Genomic DNA, 20,526 nt, shown 5'->3' with positions numbered 1-20,526 from the left:
GACTAATTCATAAATGACTAGTAAAAAGATTGCCTGGATTACGGACAGCACGGCTTTTTTAACCCAAGAATTGCTGGACCATCCCGATGTTTATGTGGTCCCCCTTACAATTACTTTCGGTGAAGAGTCTTTTGAAGATGGCATGGATTTGACAACCGATCAGCTCTATAGCCGTATCCGTGCTGAAAAAGAAGTACCGAAAACATCTCAGCCTTCTGCAGGAAGATTCGCTGAATTGTTTGAAAAACTAAAATCGGAATATGATTCAGCGGTTGCTGTGCATATTTCAACCAAATTGAGCGGTACACTCAACAGCTGCCTTGCTGGGGCAGAGCTAGCCGGATTTCCTGTTGAGCCTGTGGACTCCAAGTGTATGTCATTTGCTATAACAACACTGATCCAAAAAGGATTCATGCTGGCCAATAATGACATGCCTTCTCGTAAAATAGCTGAAATTCTGCAGAAAGAAGCCGATAAGTCGGAGAATTACATTCTGCTTGGGAGCCTTGAGCAATTTTACAAAGGCGGGAGAATGTCAGGTACACAGTATTTGCTTGGCAGCATTTTAAAGATCAAGCCGATTATCCGGATTAACCGGGATGGTGAATTTGAGTTATTTGATAAAGTCCGTTCTGAAAAGAAAGCAATTAAAAGAATGCTTGATCTGCTGGGAGATTCCTATAGCAAACATACCATTCCGCAGGTACAGATTATGCATGGAAATGTACAGGAAAAAGCTAATGAACTGGCTGAAGAGATTAAATCTGTTTTTCCTCGCCTCGACATTTTTATCGGGGAAATCAGTTCCACTATTGCTGCACATGCGGGTGAAGGCACACTTGCGGTCATTTGGCATAATGAAAAGTAATAAAAAAGCACCTTCCGTGTAGGAAAGTGCTTTTTTTCTATTCAACCCATGTATACATATACTTTTCGTCTTCAATTGATTTTGCCTGCTTAACCAGTTTTAAAGGCTTAAAGGTATCAATCATCACAGCAAGTTCAAACGTTTCCTTTTTTCCGATGCTCGCTTCGGTTTTACCAGGATGAGGGCCATGCGGGATTCCACTCGGATGAAGGGTTATAGAGCCTTCCTTGATTCCCTTGCGGCTCATAAAATTCCCCTCTACATAATAGAGCAGTTCATCACTGTTTACATTGCTATGGTAGTAAGGTGCCGGGATCGCCTCCGGATGGTAGTCATAAAGCCTTGGCACAAATGAACATACTACGAAATTATGCCCTTCAAAAGTCTGATGGACTGGAGGCGGCTGATGGACCCTGCCGGTAATAGGTTCAAAATCTTCTATATTAAATGCCCAGGGATAAAGATAGCCATCCCAGCCTTCTACATCTAGCGGATGATGATTGAGAATATGAGAATGCAAGTATCCCCTTGTTTTCGTAATAACTTCAAATTCCCCTTTTTGATCGTAAGTTTCCAATGTTTCCGGACCGCGGAGATCTCTCTCACAGAAGGGACTATGTTCCAATAACTGGCCATATTCATTGCGATATCTCCTCGGAGTAGTGATCTGGCTAAAAGACTCAACTAGCAGCACTTTCGTCGTTTTATTTTCATCTGGAATGACCCGGTAAATGGTACCTATTGGAATGATCACGTAATCCCCAGGGCCATAGGTTAGGGTTCCAAACATGGTTTCGACTTTTCCGCTTCCATAATGGATGTAGATCATTTCATCTCCATCGCCATTCCGGTAAAAGCTTTTCATGGGCTCGGTAATATTAGCGATCCCTATTAATAGATCATCATTTCCCAGCAAGTATTCTCTTGCCTTTAATGCATCGCCTTTTTTTTCAATTTGGTCAGTCAGCAGATGGCGGTGCTTCAAACTTTCCTGATCCTCATAGTCGGGAAGATATTTACCAATCAGCTCGGTACGCGCTACTTCTGTCGGCATATAGTGGTGATACAGAATCGATTGTGTCCCGGAAAAGCCTTTGGTGCCCATTACTTGCTCCCGGAAAAGCGTTCCATCAGGTTTTTTGAATGTTGTATGGCGTTTATGCGGGATTTTACCCATTTGGCGATAAAACATTTTTCCACCTCACTCTATAGCAATCTTATTTTTTAAAGTACCTAGACAGCCTATTTCAATCTCCACTACATCACCGGGCTCAAGCCAGCGGTGTACATCTGTGCCAAGTTCCAAAATGCAGCCGCTCCCGACTGTACCTGAGCCAATCAATTCGCCAGGGCATAAAGGTACACCATCCGACGCCCGTTCAATCATCTCGTAAAAAGAATAATAGATATCCTGCATATTTCCTTCTGATAGAAGGGTGCCATTAACCTTCGCGGTCATGGGCAAGTCATAGCCATTTTCAACACGATAATCTTCCAATTCATCTTTTGTAAGAATATAAGGACCAATCGTGGTTGCAAAATCCTTCCCTTTTGCAGGCCCAAGGCCAACCTTCATCTCTTTCCTTTGAATATCCCTTGCACTCCAGTCATTCAGAATACAGTAGCCAAAAATATAATCATCTGCTTCCGAAGCTTTAATATCCATACCTTCCTTCCCGATCACACATGCTATTTCCAGTTCATAATCCAGCCACTCACAATTCTTTGGCCGGGAAATCTCTTCTTCTGGCCCCTTTATGCTGAGATGATTTGAAAAATAAAAAACGGGAATGTCATACCATTCAGGTATCATATCAAGTCCGCGGTTTCCTCTCGCTGTTTTAACATGCTCTTCAAATGCATAAAAATCCCGGAAGCTTTTTGGATTTGGCAGAGGGGCTTTTAAGACCACCTCTGACAGCGGATATACACCTTTATCTGTATTTTTCAGCTTTTTGCCTGTTGATAAAAACTTCATAAAAAACGCATGATTTTCCAGAAATGCAAGCATGGTTTTGGGCAGCACTCCGCTTGTGGCTTCATGCATATCCACAGCATACTCATTATTTTTCAGCCAACCAGCTCTAATGGATCCATCTTGTTTTTGAAAGGTTATAAATTTCATAGCATCACCTTGGCTCCGTTTTTCGGATTAATTCAAAGACATCAGACATTGGCCTTGTATAGATATGTCCAGCCATACGGCCTACCGGTTTAAGCTTTTCAGAATTGACCCGGCCATTTTCATAAAGCTCTTCAGCAATATGCACATGTTCGACTTTTCCAATCACCAGGCTACCGGAACCGGCATGTTCTCCAAAATGCAGAACCTGATATAAGCTGCATTCCAGATGAACTTTTGATTCCTTCACCCTTGGCGGCTTTACGGCAGCGCTTTTTTCTTTCGCCAGCCCGGCAGCCTCCATCTCGTCTGTACCAGCAGGGTAATCAGCTGCGCAAATGTTCATCTTCTCGGTAAAATCCTCACTGACAATATTGATGACGAATTCTTTTGTCGCTTCAATATTAGCAAGGGTATCTTTTTTCGATCCATCCGTCCCTTTTCTCATAGGAGAAAAACAGATCAGCATCGGGTCTGCACAAATCGCTGTAAAAAAGCTGAATGGTGCGGCATTTACATTGCCGCTTTCATCAACCGTTGTGACAAACGCAATGGGACGGGGCAGGATTGAACCGACCATTAACTTATATGCGTCCTTCCATTCAAGACTTCCAGCATGAATTTCCATTAATCTTACACCGCCTTATTATTTAAAAGCTCACTGATCAGGTTTATAACCGCTTTGTTATCTCCTCTTGTTCCAAGAGTCATCCTAAAAGCGTCTCCATATCCCGGAAGCTTCATTTGGCGAACAACCAATCCGTTCGCAATGAGACTCGCTGCTATTGGATGCTGGCTGAAAACATAAACAAAGTTGGTTTGAGAAGGAAAGAAACCAATGTTCAGCTCTGCGAGTTTTTCACAAACAAATTCCATTTCGGCCGCATTCTTTTTCGCACAATCTTTTACAAATTCTTGATCACTCAGAGCTGCGGCGGCAGCTGCCTGTGCAAGATGATTCACATTAAAAACATCTTTCACTTTGTGAAGCTCCTTAACAATCTCAGGGTCCATTATTCCATAACCGACGCGAAGCCCGGCAAGGCCATAAATCTTTGAAAAAGTCCTGAGGACGATCAGATTTGGATACTGTTTGAGCAGCGGAAGAGATTCCAAATATTCCTTTGAGGTAACATATTCGTAATAGGCTTCATCCAAAATGATCAGGATGTCCGATGGGATTTTTCCTATGAACCTGTAAAGCTCATCATTCCCGACAATGGTACCTGTTGGATTGTTGGGATTACAGACAAACACCATTTTTGTTTTATTGTTAATCTCTTCATACATAGCATCCAAATCATGTGTTCCATTTCGGAGTGGGACGGAAACAGCATTGCCGCCTTCAATAACTATATTTGTTTCATATCTTGGAAAGGTAAGCTGCGCCATCACAGCTTCATCGCCAGGGCTTATGTATGCTCTAGTCAAAAGGCGGATTATTTCTTCTGATCCGTTGCTGACCAGAATTCTGTCTTCGCTTAAGTTGTAAAAGTCCGCTATTTTGCGAATTAATAGGGAACCAGTGCCATCCGGATAAAAATAAAGGCTGTTTATCGCTTTGATGATGCTATCCTTTACCTCTGTGGAACAGCCGTACACATTTTCATTATCAGACATTTTCCTGACAGCTTTTAGATTGAATTTTGCTTTAATCTCCTCCGGGGAATTGCCAAGCGGGTAAGATGCAATTTTCTCGACGGCACTTCTCGTCTGGATTTTAGCCATAGCCTTTGCCTCCTTTGCGCCAAGGTACTAATTGTTTAATACACTTATTAAAAAAGGGAGAAAAGCATCTCCCTTTTTCTGTTCTATAGATTTCCGCGCCTTTCCTGCTCGCGCTCAATCGATTCAAATAGTGCCTTGAAGTTTCCTTCTCCAAATCCTCTTGCCCCTTTACGCTGAATCACTTCGATAAAAAGGGTTGGCCGGTCAACAATCGGTTTCGTGAAGATTTGCAGCAAATAGCCTTCATCGTCACGGTCTACTAAAATGCTTAACTCTTTTAACTTATCAATCTCTTCATCAATTTCTCCTACACGCTCTGAAAGCATGTCATAATAAGAATCAGGTGTATTTAAAAACTCTACGCCATTCTTACGCAGAATGCTGACCGTTTTGACGATATCTTCAGTCAGGATGGCCAGATGCTGTACGCCAGCCCCATTATAGTATTCGAGGTATTCCTCAATCTGTGACTTGCGTTTTCCTTCTGCAGGCTCGTTGATCGGGAATTTAATTCTGCCGCCATTATGCATTACTTTAGACATTAAAGCGGAATATTCTGTTGTAATATCTTTATCAGTGAAGTGCTTCATTTCTTTGAAGCCCATTACATTCGCATAATAATTCACCCATTCTTCCATTCTTTCCACATTGCCGACAACATGGTCGATGCCAATAAACCCTGCATCTTCAAACGGAACGGTTGTTTCGTAAGGCTCAAAGCCAGGCATGAAAATACCTTTATAATTATTGCGCTCAACTAGTGTGTGGATCGTATCTCCGTATGTTCCGATTACAGCTTTTTTCACAGTTCCATGTTCATCCTTTATTTCATATGGCGGCTGAATTTCAATAGCGCCTCTTTTTACTGCCTCTTGATATGCCTTTTCAACATTATCAACCGTTAAAGCAATATCCTTAACTCCATCCCCGTGCTTTTTAATAAAAGCTGATACTCTCGAGCTATCATTCAATGTTCCTGTGATCACCAGGCGTATTTTTCTTTGCTGGAGCACATATGAAACAGTTTCTCTGTTGCCTGTTTCAAGACCAGAATATGCAACTGGTTTGAATCCGAATGCTGTACAAAAATAATGGCATGACTGCTTCGCATTGCCGGAGTAGATTTCTAAATAGTCCACTTCCTTAACAGGAAAGAAATCCTCCGCCTTTTGTTCTCTCAACACTTTTTCTTCATGCATGCGAACCCCTCCATTTATAAAATTATTAATATTTTGAATTTATAATATACGAAACTTGTAAACGTTCTCAAGAGTTCAAGTTAAAGCTATAATGCACTTATGCGATAAAGCGAAACTTCTTCCAGCCAGCATTTTTTGGCTGGGAGGAAGTTGAGGCCCTTAGGAAGAGGGGCATTCAGACGTTGCCCCCAGCTACACTGCCTTTAAGACGGAGAAAATTTATTAGACTTTCAATCTTTCTTTTTTCAAGCTCGGGGGGATGTGGATAGCCTGTTTTTTCAGTGCCTCTACTGCTTCTAGCAGCCCTTCATTCATGCTTGGATGCGGATAGTTCGGGAAAATTAGATCCTCATCCCTGGCTCCCATTTCCAAAGCTGTGATCCCGCTTGAAATCAATTCAGCCGCACCATGGCCTACCATATGAATGCCAAGCAGCACACGCTGTTCCTTATCACTAATGACTTTGATAAACCCGTCTTTTTTCCCGATTAAAGTGCTATAACCATTAGAGGATAATGGATATTGGCCAATTTCAATTTCATACCCTAGATCACTAGCTTCTTCTTCCGTCAAACCAGCACTTGCAATAGGAGGCTGCGTGTGGGCTACTACTGGAATAAAGCGAAAGTCAGATTCCGATGCTATGCCAGCAATCGCTTCAGCAGCTGTTTTCCCTTGTTTAATAGCTTTTACTGCAAGAGCAGGTCCCTCCGTAACATCGCCGATCGCATATATACGCTCCCGGGAAGTCCTGCTTTGATGATCCACCTTAATAAAACCGGCTGTGCTTGTTTCTACTCCTATGCGGTCAAGACCGAGCAGGTCTGTATTTGGCTTTATGGATGTGGATGAAAATAAGTATGCTCCTGAAAGGGTTTCTTTCTTTCCCTTTGCTTCAAGAATTAGTGATACATTGTCCTCATAGAGCTTTGATTCTAATATATCCACATTCCTTACAACCTTTAGCCCTTTCTTTTTTAAAATTCTCTTCAGCTCCCGGCAGATTGATTGATCAAATTCAAACTCTGCTTTTCCTTCATCAAGGATAAGAGTCACATCCGAACCAAGTGCCTGATAAGCCATCCCAATCTCCAGGGCGATATAGTCACTTCCGTAAACCAGCAGCTTTTCGGGAATTTCATCTAAATTTGCAATAGTATGAGTATCCAAGAGCCTCTCACTTTTTTCTTGCAGCCATGAAGGGAGAACCGGAGAGCTTCCAGTTGCAATGATTGCATCCTTAAATCGAAAAACCTCATATTTCTCCCCATTTTCTACGCCTATTTTATCCTCGGCCAAAAAAAACGCCGAGCCCTCAACAATCTCGACCTTATTTGCTTTGCAGAGTCCCTCGATTCCTGTCCGAAGCTGCTCAATCGTCTTCTGTTTGTATTGCTGAAATTTTTTCATGTTAAAAGAGATGGCTTCTCGTTCAATCCCCCAGTTTTCTGCCTCCTGATAGGAAACTAATTTCTCAGCAGACTGTGTAAGAATCTTTGAAGGAATACAGCCTTTGTTTAAACAAACACCGCCGAGTTGTCCACGTTCAATTAACGTGACAGTACGTCCGAGCTGCGCAGCGCGGATCGCCGCATGGTATCCCCCAGGGCCCCCGCCAATAATCATGACATCGCGTTCATGTGCAAGTTCGCCAACTACCATCTATACCATCTCCAGAACAAGCATTTTCGGATTTTGAACCAGTTCGGCAAACCGGTTTGTAAAGCGGACTGCTGTCGCCCCGTCTGCCACTCTATGGTCAAAGGACATTGAAATATTCATCATCGACCGGATGACAATTTGGTCATCTTCCGTAACCACAGGCATTTTCTTAGTTTTATGGAAAGACACAAGAGCTGTCTGCGGATGCTGGATTATCGGTGTAGCCCCGAAGCTTCCTCCCAGCGGCCCCACATTGCTGATGGTAAAAGTGCCGCCGGATATGTCTTTTACAGTCAGCATGTTTTCCTGCGCTTTCTCTGTCAGCTGCTTCATTTCTTTGTGGATATTACGGATGGATTTCTTCTCAATATTTTGGATGACCGGAACGATTAACCCCTCCTCGGTATCCACCGCGATGCCAATATGATGATCCTTAAGAAAATGGATTGCTTCCTTTTCTTCATCAAGCTCCGCATTGAACACAGGAAATTCCTTCAGGCAAATGGATAGTGCCTTAAGGAAAAAAGCTGTTGCGGATATGTTCTGGTTTTGGTCTTTCAGCTCATTTCTGAAAGTAATCAGCTCTGTAACATCAATTTCTTCAAAGTGGGTGCAATGCGGAATCGTATTAAGTGAGTGTTCCATTTTTTTGGCAATCTGCTTTCTTCTCCCTCTGAAAGGAATTGTACTCGATTCCTTATCATTCCTTTTTGCCGGTTCCTTAGGAACAGGCAGTTTAGGCTTTTGCTGTGCAGCCGCCATAAATTTATAGATATCTTCATCCAAAATGCGGCCTGCAGGGCCAGTTCCTGCTACATTTTCTATATTAATTCCGTTCTCACGGGCAATCTTTCTTGTAAATGGGGAAGCGAGAACCCTTTTTCCTTTTACTGCTGCAAAAGATTTCAGCCGTTCGGCTTGTATTTCAGCAACAGCCGGCTTGGGGAGGTTTTTCTCGATTTTAACTGGATCACCGGCTTGCTCACCTACCTCTAAAATTAATAATGTGGACCCCACCGAAACCGTATCGCCGGTCTGGACTGTAAACTCCTTTATAATTCCAGCTCTCGGCGCCGGAATTTCTGCAGTCATTTTATCGGTCTGTACTTCGACGAGAGGGTCATCTGCTTTAACTTCCTCTCCTGGTTTGACTAAAAAACAATTTATTTCTGCCTCTGTCATGCCTTCTCCAATATCATGCAGTTTAACTTCCACGGCTTCCCCTCCTAAAACTTCATTACTTTTTCAATGCTATGCTGAATTCGCTTTGGGGTGGGCAAATAATGATCCTCAAAACCGAAATATGGCACTGGGGCATCAAAGCCTGTCACTCGCTCTACAGGGGCTTTTTGATATAAAAAGGATGTATCATTGATAATGGCAAGTACATCATTTCCGACTCCGCCAGTAGCATGCGCTTCATGGACAATAACGGTTCTGCCTGTTTTTTGCACAGATTCTGCAATAATATCCTTATCGATTGGAAATAACGTCCTTAGGTCAATAACATCACAATGGATTCCCTTTTCCGCCATCATCTTGGCAGCCTTCATCGCCTCTGGAACCATTGCGCCCCAAGTAATAACCGTAACATCATCGCCTTCCATGAGCTTATTGCCCTTTCCAATTTCAACGGTATATTTCCCTTCCGGCACTTCTTCCTTAATTGAGCGGTAGCAGCGCATCGGCTCAAGGAACAGAACAGGATCCGGGTCTTCAATGGCTGCTATCAGCAGACCCTTGGCATCATAGGGATTTGCTGGGCAAACAACCTTAATGCCCGGCATATGGGTAAAAATGGCTTCCGTTGAGTCACAGTGGATTTCCGGAGCTCTGACTCCTGCCCCATAAGGGGCGCGGATTACCATCGGAACTGTAAAATGGCCCATCGTCCTCATCCGCAGCCTTGAAGCATGCGTCATTATTTGCTCATAAGCGGGGTAAATAAACCCAAGAAACTGGATCTCGATCACAGGCAAAAAACCGTTCACTGCCATGCCTATCCCAGCTCCTACAAACCCAGCCTCGCTTAATGGGGTATCAATGACCCGGTGTTCTCCATACTTTGCCTGGAGTCCGTCCGTGGCACGAAACACTCCGCCGTTTTTCCCGATATCTTCACCAAGCAGCAAAACTTCTTGTCTCTTTTCAAGCATCGTATCAAGAGCATCTGTAATGGCTTGAACCAGCGTCAATGTCTTTGTTCCAACTGCGGTTTTCATTATTTGCCTCCTCCAATCAGCTTCAGATACTCCTCTTTTTGCTGTTGAATTTGCCAGGTCGGCTCAGCGAAGACATAGTCAAATATAGCTGCAGGATCTGCAGGTGGAAAGTTCTCCATTTCAGCTACAGCTTGATCTATTTCTGCAGAGGCCTCTTCCTCTGCTGCCTGCACCCATTTTTCATTATAAATTCCTTCGTTTTTCATCCATCTTTCCAGCCTTAAAATCGGATCGGTCTCCTGCCTTCTGTTGATGCTATTCGCTTGATCACGATATTTCGATGGATCATCAGCTGTTGTATGGGCTCCGTATCTCCAGGTAACAGCCTCTATAAGAGTCGGACCCTCTCCGTTTCTTGCCCTTTCCAAGGCTTTTAACGTTTCAAAGTAAACGATAAAAATGTCATTGCCGTCTATCCTTACTCCCGGCATATCATATGCAAGCGCTTTTTGGGCTATTGTTTTTGAATTCATTTGTTTATGGATTGGCACGGAAATGGCATACTGATTATTTTGATTAAAAAAGACAACAGGCGCCTTGAATACACTTGCAAAGTTAATGCCTTCATGGAAGTCCCCTTCTGAAGTAGCTCCATCCCCAAAATAAGCAATAGCTGCATTTGCTGTGCCTTTTTTCCTTTCAGCAAATGCAGCGCCGGCGGCATGCGGGATTTGTGTTGCAATCGGGATTCCCGGAGGAAAGATTTTTTTTCCATCCGGAGGGATACAGCCCTCATTGCGGCCGTTCCAAAACAGCAGGATGTTCCTTAAAGAGTGGCCGAATGTCATGGCCGCTCCATGGTCCCGATAGGTCGGGAACATCCAGTCATTTGGATCAAGTGCCGCAGCAGTCCCGACCTGTGAAGCCTCCTGGCCTTCAAAAGGCGCATAAGTTCCAATCCTGCCCTGCCGCTGAAGCGAGATGGCTTTGCGGTCAAAAATTCGTATTCTCGTCATCTGTTTGTAAAATTCTTTTACAAGTTTTTCAGTTAGCTTTCCTTTATACTCAGGGGAAACGATATTTCCGTTTTCGTCCAGTATGCGCCGGATCGGAAAGTGATTTTCCATTTTCTCACCCTTTGGCTATGATTTTTAAATTGTTAAAGAACTTAAAAAAGGTACAAATGTTGTTAACCAGAAAAAAAATTATGTTCTTACTGCCCACTTCGGGCGCTTCATATGGGAAAAGAAGCTGTTTCTGCGTGTTCGTGCTTCTATCCTGCTTTCGCAGAACTGGTTGGATGCTTCCACTGTTGTAATTCCATTTGCTTCGGCATGTTCGTAGATGTTTAGAAGAGAATTGTAGATTGCCTTCGTTTTGCGGAGTACCCTTTCTTTGTTAGGTGTATAAAGTTCATCAGCCACCTGTATTAAACCGCCTGCGTTAACAATGTAATCGGGAGCAAACAAGATGCCTTTGTCCTTCAGGATTTGTCCATGGCGCATTTCCAGGAGCTGATTATTGGCAGAACCAACGATTGCTTTTACTTTTAATTGCCCAATCGTTTCATCATTAATAATTCCTCCCATTGCACATGGAACAAATACATCGGCGTTGGCACCATAAATTTCATTACTGGATAATACCTTAACTCCCGCACCTAGTTCTTTCGCTTTTGTGAGCAGCTGGTCAATCGCATGCTGGTTAATATCTGTTACAAATAAATCAGCACCTTCTTCAAGCAATCTTTCTGCAACCTTATAACCAACTTTGCCGAGCCCCTGAATCGAATAACGTTTCCCTGAAAGGTCATCAGATCCTGTCAACGCTTTATTTGTGGCCTGAAGCCCGTAAATAACGCCCTGTGCAGTCGGAACAGAAGAGTCTCCGCTGCCCCCGTACACTTCATCAACACCAACAATGCAATTGGTTTCTTTTAGCGCATGTACAAAATCTTCAGTTGATGTGCCCATGTCCGTCCCAGTATAGAAACGCCCATTCAATGATTCAACAAATTGCCCAAATGCACGGAACAATTCAGGCGTCTTATCCCTCGCCGGATCTCCAATAATGACGGCTTTCCCGCCGCCAAAGTCAACATCTGCGGCCGCGCATTTATATGTCATGCCTTTAGATAATCGGAGGACATCTTCAAGTGCATCATCGACACTGTTATAAGGAAACATACGGCAGCCTCCCAATGAAGGTCCAAGCCTTGTGCTATGAATGGCAATGATCGCCTTCAATCCTGTAGACTCATCATTGCAGAAAACAACTTGTTCATGGTCTTTTATTTTTTGAAACATATCAGCCATTTCCTTCTCCCCTTTACTTATGATAGCGCTTACAACATTCTCTAATAAAAATGCCTTAATTTAAAGGCTGATTTTTCACTCATCAATATTAATCTTTTATTCTCTTTTTAGCATTTCGGAAATTTTGGTTTTAGGCAGGATTACCTGTTTGACTTCTCCCTGGCCTATAAGTTTAGTTCCATTATGAACTGTCACAGTTGTGTGAACCGATTTTCCATCTAGCCTATCAACCCTTGCTGTGATGGTTAAGGAAGATCCTTCTGCTGAAGGAAAAAGATGCGTGGCAGAAACCGCCCCTCCCATACCCTCCTCCTCTTCTTCCAAGTACGGTAGGATCAGCAAGCGCGATGCCCATTCCATATGATAGATCATGGTCACGGTTGAATACGCCCGGTGGACGATTTCCCCATCAAATTGAGCAAACATTTCAGGAGTTACAACGGCATGGATGACAGCCTGATGTCCAATATTCAGCCCAGGTTTCATAACATTCCTCCCCGTGCTTACATTAATATGTATGACGTTTATTTAACGATATAATACCATTACGTCAAATGAATAGTCAATAAATTGTAAAAACTTTAAAAATTCTTGCGTAAAAAAAGGATTAACCACTTGTCTTTTTTGGTTAATCCTTTTTCTATTAGTCTATGAAAGAAGTGCACGGTCACTTGCCATTTTTGTTCCGCGAATGCGCTGGAACTCATTCAGCAGCTGTTCTATTGTTAGATGCTGCTTCTGATCCTCATCTACCTCAAGGATAATCTGGCCTTTGTCCATCATAATCAGCCTATTTCCCAAGTCCAAGGCCTGTTGCATATTGTGGGTAACCATTAAGGTTGTTAAATTATATTTTTCTACAATTTCCTTTGTCAAGTTCGTAATGAGCTCTGCACGGGCCGGGTCAAGGGCTGCCGTATGTTCATCCAATAATAGAATGGAAGGCTCTGTGAAAGTCGCCATTAATAAAGAAAGAGCCTGCCTTTCCCCTCCCGATAATAATCCAACCTTTGCATTCAAGCGATTTTCAAGACCCAGGTGAAGGGTTCCGAGTACTTCACGGAAATATTCCTTGCGCTTCTTCGTAACCCCTTTTCTTAATGTTCTTGATTTATTCCTTGAATATGCCATTGCAAGATTCTCTTCAATTGTCATCGAAGGAGCGGTACCTGCCATTGGATCCTGGAACACACGTCCAATAAGCCTTGCCCGTTTATATTCTGACATGGCCGTTACATTTTGGCTGTCAATATAAACAGACCCTACATCAGGAACCATAACGCCCGAAATGATATTCATTAAAGTTGACTTCCCTGCTCCATTGCTTCCAATTACAGTGACAAAGTCACCTTCATTTAAAGTAAGATTAATCGTATCAAGTGCAATTTTTTCATCCGGTGTCCCTTCATTAAAAACTTTATGAATCTGATTTAATTGCAGCACCGGCTTCCCCCTTTCCGCCTGAAGGCAATTCGCTTAGAGTCATATTTTCTGCCAGCCTTTTCGCCTTGCGCTTTTTCTCTTTTGTCCGGTCGATCACTTTTGGCATGATTAAGGCAAGTATTACGATTGTTGCTGTGATCAGCTTCATATCGCCTGGTTCAAGAAATTCTACGCGAAGTGCCATTGTCACCACAATTCGGTAAATAATTGCACCGCCAATTACAGCAAGGGTTGTTCTAGCAATCGTCTTGGTGCCAAATAGAGCTTCTCCAATGATGACAGACGCGAGCCCAATAATAATCATTCCTATTCCCATCCCAACATCGGCAAATCCGCCTTGCTGGGCAATAAGCGCTCCCGAAAAAGCAACCATTGCATTAGACAATCCCAAACCCAAAATGACCATTAAATTGGTATTGGCTGAAAGGCTCCGGATCATCCTTTTATTGTCTCCTGTAGCCCGTAAAGCTAAGCCAACCTCTGTCTGCAGGAAGCGGTCCGTTAGGAATTTAATCGTAAAGGTTACAAGGACCATAAACAGAATGATTCCCCAGGTTCTCGGGAGACTGTCTCCAAGTCCAATCATTGATAAGATACTGTTGAAAAAGGCATCAATTCCTGTTTTGTCCCAGAAATCCCTAACATGTGTCATAGCCGTTTCTGTATTTAATAACGGAACATTTGACTTGCCCATGATCCGAAGATTAATAGAATACAAAGCAATCATCATCAATATCCCTGATAGCAAGGCATTGATTTTTCCAAAAGTATGAATTATGCCTGTAAGACAGCCGGCAATAAACCCGGCGAACATCGCAATGATCGTGGCAGCGAAAGGATTAACGCCGCTGACAATCATGGTTGCTGTTACTGCAGCACCGGTTACGAAGCTTCCATCAACCGTTAAATCGGGAAAATCCAGTACTCTGAATGATAAATACACGCCAAGTGCCATAATTGCGTAAATGATCCCTGATTCGAAAGCACCGAATATGGCTGTAAACACTAAGAATCACACCCTTTTTTTAATTAAGCCGTATCAGAAAGTTTACTAAGCAGTTTTTAGGAAGGATCTTTTAAACTTGCCTGCTGATTTTTCCACTCAAAAAGTTCAGGGACAGCGGGCGGTCCGGTACCCTCTTTAAGCACTAGGCCTGCTAGTTCCCCTCCCCCTCTGACTCGCTTTACCCGCTCGAGATTGAATAAGCATCCCCGAATAAACACCGCACGAAGGAAATGAGAATGTTTTTTCGAGTAGTTCTTGCGCCTTCCCTTCCAATCAACAAGGTCCCAATATCAGCAATCAGCTTTAACAGAGCCTAAAATGATAGGCAGCCGGCAAATCCTTAGCGCTTTTTATTCCTCATGGAATTCTGCAATTTCTGACCATGCATCTTTTACTTCCAGCCCCTGTTCTTCAGCTGCTTTTTTGTTGATGACCAGCTTAAGACTGCCTGGAAGCTCAACTGGAATTTCAGACGGTTTTTTATTCCCTTTTAAAACCTCGGCTGCCATTTTTCCGGTTTGGTATCCCAGGTCAAAGTAGCTGAATCCGCTGGCTGCGATCGCCCCGCGCTTCATAGAGTCCAACTCTCCTACAAATAGAGGGATTTTTTTGCTGTTAGCTACTGAAATAACAGATTCCAGTGCCGAAACAACCGTATTATCAGTAGGAATATAGATGGCGTCCACCCTGCCTACAAGGGAATCGGCAGCCTGTTTTACTTCTGCAGAAGTTGAAACAGATGCTTCTACAATCTTGGCGCCTTTTGGCTCAGCTAATTCTTTTACCTGTTTTACCTGCACTTCGGAATTCTGCTCTCCAGAGTTATAAATGATTCCAATGTTCTTAACACCAACTTCATCAATCATAAAATCAATTGTCTTTGCTGTTCCTTCCGGATGGTTATCTGTAGTGCCGGTGATATTATCACCTGGTTTATCAAATGACTCTACCAGACCTGCTCCAACAGGATCTGTTACAGAAGTAAATAAAATGGGAATATCCTTTGTCGCATTTAAGGCACTGACAGCACTAGGGGTTGCATTGGCAAAAATCATATCCACTTTGTCGCCAACGAAATTATTGGCAATAGTTTGTGTGTTGTTCATATCTGCTTGGGCATTTTGAAAATCAAACTTTACATTTTCTCCTTCCTTAAACCCCTCATCCTCCAAGGCTTTCTTAAATCCATCAGTAGCTGCGTCTAGTGATGGATGTTCCACAAATTGAGTGATCCCTATGGTATACTGCTTCTTTTCACCTGCCTCCTCAGAAGAACTTTTAGAAGTCTCCTTTCCGCAGCCACTCATAACAAGCATCCCTGCAGCCATTATTAAGGAGAAAGCCTTTAACGATTTTTTCATTTAAAAACCCCCTGATTTAAAATATTAACTATCCGTGGGTACTGATAGCACAACCCTCATTATGTATGCGCTTACATGTTGTGGTAATAAAAACCGGGAAATAGCCTAGCTAATCTTTTTTCTCATTCATATGATATTTACATTGAATATCGTAAATACAACGTTATATTATCATCAGAGTTAAGCGAGTGTCAATAATATTCCAAAAATTTAATATATTTTGATAAGTGGAGATTTACCTATTTCTCTGATTTCCCCTCATGCTTTTATTCATAAAAAAACATGCAGATTAATGAACCTGCATGCTAGTTTAATAACTTTGCAGCACTTTGCAACTGAAGGTTAGCGTCCCCCATCATCATATCCAGCAGTTCCTTAACAGTTGGCAAATCAGCAATCAGTCCGGAAATTTGCCCGCTATTCATAAACCCTTCTTCTCCGTTGCCTTCTAACGCACCTATCTGATGATAATCCTCTGATGTCAAAGTATTAAATTTCTCTAAACTAATGCCTTCTTTTTCATAATTCAAAAGCTTTTGGGCGTATCCAGTTGAAAGCACCCTTCTAATTCTGCCAACGGAACGCCCAATTATAACCGTTTCATGATCGGTGGCTTCAATAATTTTCATTTTATATTCTGGATGAAATGGCGCCTCTTTCGTGGCAATAAATCTTGTACCCATTTGCACGCCGCTAGCTCCAAGTGCAAGCATTGCAGCTAGCCCTTTTCCATCGCCAATTCCTCCTGCTGCAGCCACAGGAACTGACACCTTATTAACGATTTGCGGGATCAATACAAGTGTTGTCGTTTCAAGTGAAGAATTTATCCCGGCTGCCTCGTATCCCTCGGCTACAATAATATCCGCACCGGCAGCCTCTGCTTTTATTGCCTGTCTGACCGATGCTGCAACTGTTATAACCTTTAAACCGTTCTCATGCAGCTTTGGTATAAAAGGGGCCGGATTGCCTGCTGAGAGGGAAACAACCGGAACCTTATGCTTGATAACAAGCGATAGTATTTCCGTAACATATGGAGAGACACTTATGGCCACATTCACAGCGAATGGCTTTTCAGTAAGCCTTTTAGTCTCAACGATGATCTCCTCGACTTTCTGGGGTACCATAGTTCCCGCTCCTATTGTCCCCAGCCCGCCAGCTTCAGAAACGGCTGCTGTTAAAATCGCATTGCTTATATTCCCCATCCCGCCCTGGATGATCGGATATTTAATATTTAAAATGCTTGTTAATATATTCAATAAAATTCCCCCTTCGTAAAAATAATGTTATACTAATTTTAATAGTTTGACAATTAGGAAAAGATTCAGTTCTTTTTAATTTATTGTTAGGGGGATGTCTATGCTTTTAGCTTACAATGACAAGAAACCGCGGGTTGGCCAATCTGTGTTTTTGGCTCCAGGCTGTTATGTGATTGGGGATGTGGAAATTGGCGAAGAATCAAGCATTTGGTTCAATGCAGTTTTAAGAGGCGATGAGGATGCAATCAAAATCGGAAACCGCTGCAGCATTCAGGATAATGTGACTTGCCATTTGTATGAAGGCTCTCCATTGGTAATTGAAGATGAGGTGACAGTTGGCCATAATGCAATTCTGCATGGCTGTACGGTCAAAAAGCGAACGATTGTCGGCATGGGGTCAACCATTCTGGATGGTGCCGAAATCGGCGAAGAGTGCATAATTGGTGCAAACACACTTATACCAGCAGGCAAAAAAATCCCTGCCCGATCACTTGTTGTCGGCTCGCCGGGAAAAGTAGTCAGGGAACTTGCCGAGAAGGATTTGGAACTCATCCAGCTTTCCATCGAAACTTACGTTCAAAAAGGCCAGGAATATAAAAACAACCTTACTGAAGTAATCAATACAAGGGACATAACAAAATATTGACGAAGAAAAAAGCCGTTATTCAGCGGCTTTTTCTAATTTTAACGAAGTGTGATAGAAAATGACTTGCAGGGACTGAACAATCATATAGGTTGGAAAAGACCAAACCATTTGATAGCCTTTATTATAATGAAAGACACCTAGCTTAACTGAGACCCATTCAATCAGTACAGCAAACAGCGACCAGGCAGTGATATATAAGATATTTTTAAAGCCGGCTATATTCCATTTCACATACAAATAAATAAAAATGTAGCTATAAGGGCCATACATGATATAACTAAGCAGGTCAATAAACTGATAAGCTGAGGTATCATTTACATCATAAAAATCCCATGGTTTTATACTGATTGTATGATCCAAAAACATCCCTATAAATATTCCGTATGTGAAATGGGCTGCTGACTCTATTGCAGATACAACCTTAGGCAGTTTCCAAATAAGGATTCCAGACAAAATAAGATTAGCAATGACAAACCATTCATTAGCATCAAAAGTTTTTTCATATACTGTTATCATAATTAGAACGCTCCCGCTTAAAGTACAATATACCCTTGGACAATCCCAGTCCGGCAAATAAAAACGCACTATTTGCTAGCCCAGCTTTTAGGAAACTCCACTTCGTATACGTAATAACTCCAAATCCAACACTAAAAAAATCCATCAACTGCAAACAGATTAGAAATATTATATAGAGGAAAACTTTCATTTTACCTGAATGGAATGTCCAATAACCATTTATAAAAATTAGAACCAAAATCGGTCCAATAACATCGCGATGCAGCAAAAAAACTAAAAATAATAGCGAGTCTTCTGTTAAATGAAACCATTTTAACTGCATAGACATAATGGTTGTGTAATTTCTGGCTGCAATAGAGATGATCATAAAAATAAGAGAGTTTTGCAAAAAAGACAACTGCTTTTTTGAATAATATAAACCAAGCAATAAATATACCGAAATGACAATTGCGGTCGGAAGTGCCATAAAATCACCTTAGGGTCAGTCTCTTAATGGGTTATTATTCCTTGGTCTGCTTTAAAAATTCATATAGGAACTTATTCATAGAAATGATCAAGTTTGGGAAGCTAATTTTAAACTAATGCACATTTTGTAGGTTATCGGGGCTTCTGGAAAGAAAGAGGGATTTGATGCACTTACTATTTAATTTTCTCTTTTTAATGGCGGGGTTTAAATGGGGTGACTGGAAAAATTGGCGTGAATATTACCCAACCATCTTATTTTTTATCGGCGGAGATTTGCTGAAAAACTTTTTATTCCGTGATTATCCTATGTAGCAATACAAAGAGACTATATTTGCGGAAAATTTTCTGATTGGGCACCCTGCCATTAATTTAATAATCATGGCGATCTCTTATCCGGCTACAATCCTTATCTTTCTTGGCCATTACCCAAAAGAAAGGCTAAAACAGGCTGGCTGGGTTGTTTTTTGGGTGTTATTATACAGCTCCATAGAATTTGTCAACTTCTATTATTTAGATTTAATAGAACATTCCAATGGTTGGTCCATTCTCTTTAATATTTTTATGTTTATTATTTTTAGGATCCATCACAAAAGGCCTTTGATGGCTATGGGCATTGGCTTTTTATCGATTATTTTCCTATGGAATATTTTTGATGTACCAATAGAGCTCTTAAAGTGATTCTAGAATATCCTGTAATTGACAGTGAGTACAGAACGACTTCAAGCTATTTCCTTTAAACGTAGAAAAAAAGCCAACCTAGCAGTTGGCTTTCACAAGAAGAGCTTTAAACTTGTTCCTTTTTACCTGGCTGCGAAGCTCTTCAAGTTCATTCAGGCAGCTTCATTAAGAAGTTTAAGCTTCCAATCTACTTAATTATTATAGAGAGAACATAGGCGCACTTTTAGCATAAATAACTTGCCTGCCAAGAAAGCCAGGGAGCTCCTGGCTTTTACTGTGACTTAATGATATATTGCAATCCTGCATATGCGGTCTGGAAAGTAAGAATGGAACTGCTGATGTCTCCTGCTGTCATGGCCAGTGTAGGAGTTATACCGACAATTACACATTTCGTCCCAATTAACCGCAGACAATCGTTCAATTTTTGCAGCTCATCCTTCGTTTCATTTTCGAATTCATATAAACCGCTCACATCGATTAAAACATATTGGATGCCATTTGAAGTACATTCCTTCAATACCGACTCATTTACTCTGTCAGCCCGCTCTTTGTCGAATTTACCAATTAACGGAAGAGCAATAGTCTTCTCCCATATTGTAATCATTGGAATAGATAGAGCCTGGATCAATTTCTCTTTTTCCTTGTCTTCCTCAGCTTTCGTAGTAACATCCATCAGCATAACCACATATCCTTGCAGCTGGTCTTCTTTATCATTAATAGGAGTGATAACGATGTCTGTAACAAACCGATTTTTAATAGTGATCCGGGCACGGTGGCTTCCGGATAGCTGCTTCATAATCCTTTGCTGGTATTTAGGCTGTTGATGAAATTGATCCATATTCACTCCCAGGATCTCTTCAGCATTTGAAAGGCCGAATAATGGGGCAACATGGGATAAAAGTTTGACCGCACATGAATTCATCCATCTAATATTGTAATCTTTATCAGCAATCAAGATATTTTCTCCTATGCTGTCCAGAGCATTTAAAGCAGATATTTTATCCGGCAAGCTGCCGATTGCATTATTCATGGTCATTCCACCTTATTTCTTTTAATTCCAAGATTATAACATAAACAAATTATTAACGTCTTTTACTGT

Annotated in this window: 21 protein-coding genes; 3 read left to right on the top strand and 18 right to left on the bottom strand. The window is 41.9% G+C overall.

Annotated features, from left to right (window positions below; genetic code table 11):
* Window positions 1–13 precede the first annotated feature (13 nt).
* Window positions 14–868 carry a DegV family protein gene (locus DFO73_RS19960; protein ID WP_110066456.1) on the top strand — a complete coding sequence of 285 codons (855 nt, stop codon included), beginning with the start codon at window positions 14–16 and terminating at the stop codon, window positions 866–868.
* Window positions 869–905: 37 nt separating this feature from the next.
* Here DFO73_RS19960 and DFO73_RS19955 read toward each other — a convergent pair whose 3' ends face one another.
* From DFO73_RS19955 to DFO73_RS19885, 15 genes are all read right to left on the bottom strand, one after another.
* Window positions 906–2,060, bottom strand: coding sequence for a homogentisate 1,2-dioxygenase (locus tag DFO73_RS19955; protein WP_110066455.1), 1,155 nt, complete (start codon window positions 2,058–2,060; stop codon window positions 906–908).
* 9 nt (window positions 2,061–2,069) lie between these two features.
* A complete protein-coding gene (locus DFO73_RS19950; protein WP_110066454.1) occupies window positions 2,070–2,993 on the bottom strand; it encodes a fumarylacetoacetate hydrolase family protein in 924 nt (307 codons plus the stop codon).
* 4 nt (window positions 2,994–2,997) lie between these two features.
* Window positions 2,998–3,618 (bottom strand): flavin reductase family protein, encoded by a 621-nt coding sequence (locus DFO73_RS19945; protein ID WP_110066453.1) that lies wholly within the window; start codon window positions 3,616–3,618, stop codon window positions 2,998–3,000.
* A 5-nt stretch (window positions 3,619–3,623) separates the two neighbouring features.
* Window positions 3,624–4,718, bottom strand: a complete 1,095-nt coding sequence (gene hisC, locus DFO73_RS19940) for a histidinol-phosphate transaminase (RefSeq protein WP_110066452.1) — start codon at window positions 4,716–4,718, stop codon at window positions 3,624–3,626.
* An 83-nt stretch (window positions 4,719–4,801) separates the two neighbouring features.
* Complete coding sequence (gene hppD / locus DFO73_RS19935; RefSeq protein WP_110066451.1) at window positions 4,802–5,917, bottom strand: 4-hydroxyphenylpyruvate dioxygenase; 1,116 nt, start codon at window positions 5,915–5,917, stop codon at window positions 4,802–4,804.
* Between the two features lie 222 nt (window positions 5,918–6,139).
* Window positions 6,140–7,579, bottom strand: a complete 1,440-nt coding sequence (gene lpdA / locus DFO73_RS19930) for a dihydrolipoyl dehydrogenase (RefSeq protein ID WP_110066450.1) — start codon at window positions 7,577–7,579, stop codon at window positions 6,140–6,142.
* Window positions 7,580–8,794, bottom strand: coding sequence for a dihydrolipoamide acetyltransferase family protein (locus tag DFO73_RS19925; protein ID WP_110066449.1), 1,215 nt, complete (start codon window positions 8,792–8,794; stop codon window positions 7,580–7,582).
* An 11-nt stretch (window positions 8,795–8,805) separates the two neighbouring features.
* A complete protein-coding gene (locus DFO73_RS19920) occupies window positions 8,806–9,801 on the bottom strand; it encodes an alpha-ketoacid dehydrogenase subunit beta (protein ID WP_110066448.1) in 996 nt (331 codons plus the stop codon).
* Complete coding sequence (gene pdhA, locus DFO73_RS19915; RefSeq protein WP_110066447.1) at window positions 9,801–10,868, bottom strand: pyruvate dehydrogenase (acetyl-transferring) E1 component subunit alpha; 1,068 nt, start codon at window positions 10,866–10,868, stop codon at window positions 9,801–9,803. The genes DFO73_RS19920 and pdhA overlap by 1 nt, the downstream gene beginning before the upstream one ends.
* Window positions 10,869–10,946: 78 nt before the next feature.
* Window positions 10,947–12,056: a Leu/Phe/Val dehydrogenase gene (locus DFO73_RS19910; protein ID WP_110066446.1), complete on the bottom strand. Its 1,110-nt coding sequence runs from the start codon at window positions 12,054–12,056 to the stop codon at window positions 10,947–10,949.
* A 96-nt stretch (window positions 12,057–12,152) separates the two neighbouring features.
* On the bottom strand, window positions 12,153–12,542 hold the full coding sequence (locus DFO73_RS19905; RefSeq protein WP_110066445.1) for a thioesterase family protein: 390 nt from the start codon (window positions 12,540–12,542) through the stop codon (window positions 12,153–12,155).
* Window positions 12,543–12,704: 162 nt separating this feature from the next.
* The gene (locus tag DFO73_RS19900) at window positions 12,705–13,499 is read right to left on the bottom strand and encodes an ABC transporter ATP-binding protein (RefSeq protein WP_110066444.1); all 795 of its coding nucleotides are present in this window, start codon (window positions 13,497–13,499) and stop codon (window positions 12,705–12,707) included.
* The gene (locus tag DFO73_RS19895) at window positions 13,474–14,505 is read right to left on the bottom strand and encodes an ABC transporter permease (protein ID WP_110066443.1); all 1,032 of its coding nucleotides are present in this window, start codon (window positions 14,503–14,505) and stop codon (window positions 13,474–13,476) included. The genes DFO73_RS19900 and DFO73_RS19895 overlap by 26 nt, the downstream gene beginning before the upstream one ends.
* Window positions 14,506–14,855: 350 nt before the next feature.
* Window positions 14,856–15,866 (bottom strand): ABC transporter substrate-binding protein, encoded by a 1,011-nt coding sequence (locus DFO73_RS19890; RefSeq protein ID WP_110066442.1) that lies wholly within the window; start codon window positions 15,864–15,866, stop codon window positions 14,856–14,858.
* 305 nt (window positions 15,867–16,171) lie between these two features.
* A complete protein-coding gene (locus tag DFO73_RS19885) occupies window positions 16,172–17,122 on the bottom strand; it encodes an NAD(P)H-dependent flavin oxidoreductase (protein WP_110066441.1) in 951 nt (316 codons plus the stop codon).
* 100 nt (window positions 17,123–17,222) lie between these two features.
* Between DFO73_RS19885 and DFO73_RS19880 the strand changes: the two genes are divergently transcribed.
* Window positions 17,223–17,768 (top strand): gamma carbonic anhydrase family protein, encoded by a 546-nt coding sequence (locus DFO73_RS19880; RefSeq protein WP_110066440.1) that lies wholly within the window; start codon window positions 17,223–17,225, stop codon window positions 17,766–17,768.
* 15 nt (window positions 17,769–17,783) lie between these two features.
* Here the strand turns inward: DFO73_RS19880 and DFO73_RS19875 are convergent, their stop codons facing one another.
* Window positions 17,784–18,284, bottom strand: a complete 501-nt coding sequence (locus DFO73_RS19875) for a hypothetical protein (protein WP_110066439.1) — start codon at window positions 18,282–18,284, stop codon at window positions 17,784–17,786.
* Window positions 18,268–18,750, bottom strand: a complete 483-nt coding sequence (locus DFO73_RS19870; protein WP_110066438.1) for a hypothetical protein — start codon at window positions 18,748–18,750, stop codon at window positions 18,268–18,270. Before DFO73_RS19870 ends, DFO73_RS19875 begins: the two co-directional genes overlap by 17 nt.
* Window positions 18,751–18,914: 164 nt before the next feature.
* Between DFO73_RS19870 and DFO73_RS29435 the strand changes: the two genes are divergently transcribed.
* Window positions 18,915–19,061: a hypothetical protein gene (locus DFO73_RS29435; protein WP_258309631.1), complete on the top strand. Its 147-nt coding sequence runs from the start codon at window positions 18,915–18,917 to the stop codon at window positions 19,059–19,061.
* 637 nt (window positions 19,062–19,698) lie between these two features.
* Here DFO73_RS29435 and DFO73_RS19860 read toward each other — a convergent pair.
* Complete coding sequence (locus DFO73_RS19860) at window positions 19,699–20,457, bottom strand: STAS domain-containing protein (protein ID WP_258309629.1); 759 nt, start codon at window positions 20,455–20,457, stop codon at window positions 19,699–19,701.
* Window positions 20,458–20,526 lie beyond the last annotated feature (69 nt).

This window comes from Cytobacillus oceanisediminis (assembly GCF_003182355.1).
Lineage (GTDB): Bacteria > Bacillota > Bacilli > Bacillales > Cytobacillaceae > Cytobacillus > Cytobacillus oceanisediminis_A.
The sequence above is the reverse complement of the archived record's forward strand: the minus strand, read 5'-3'. Positions and strand labels throughout refer to the sequence as shown.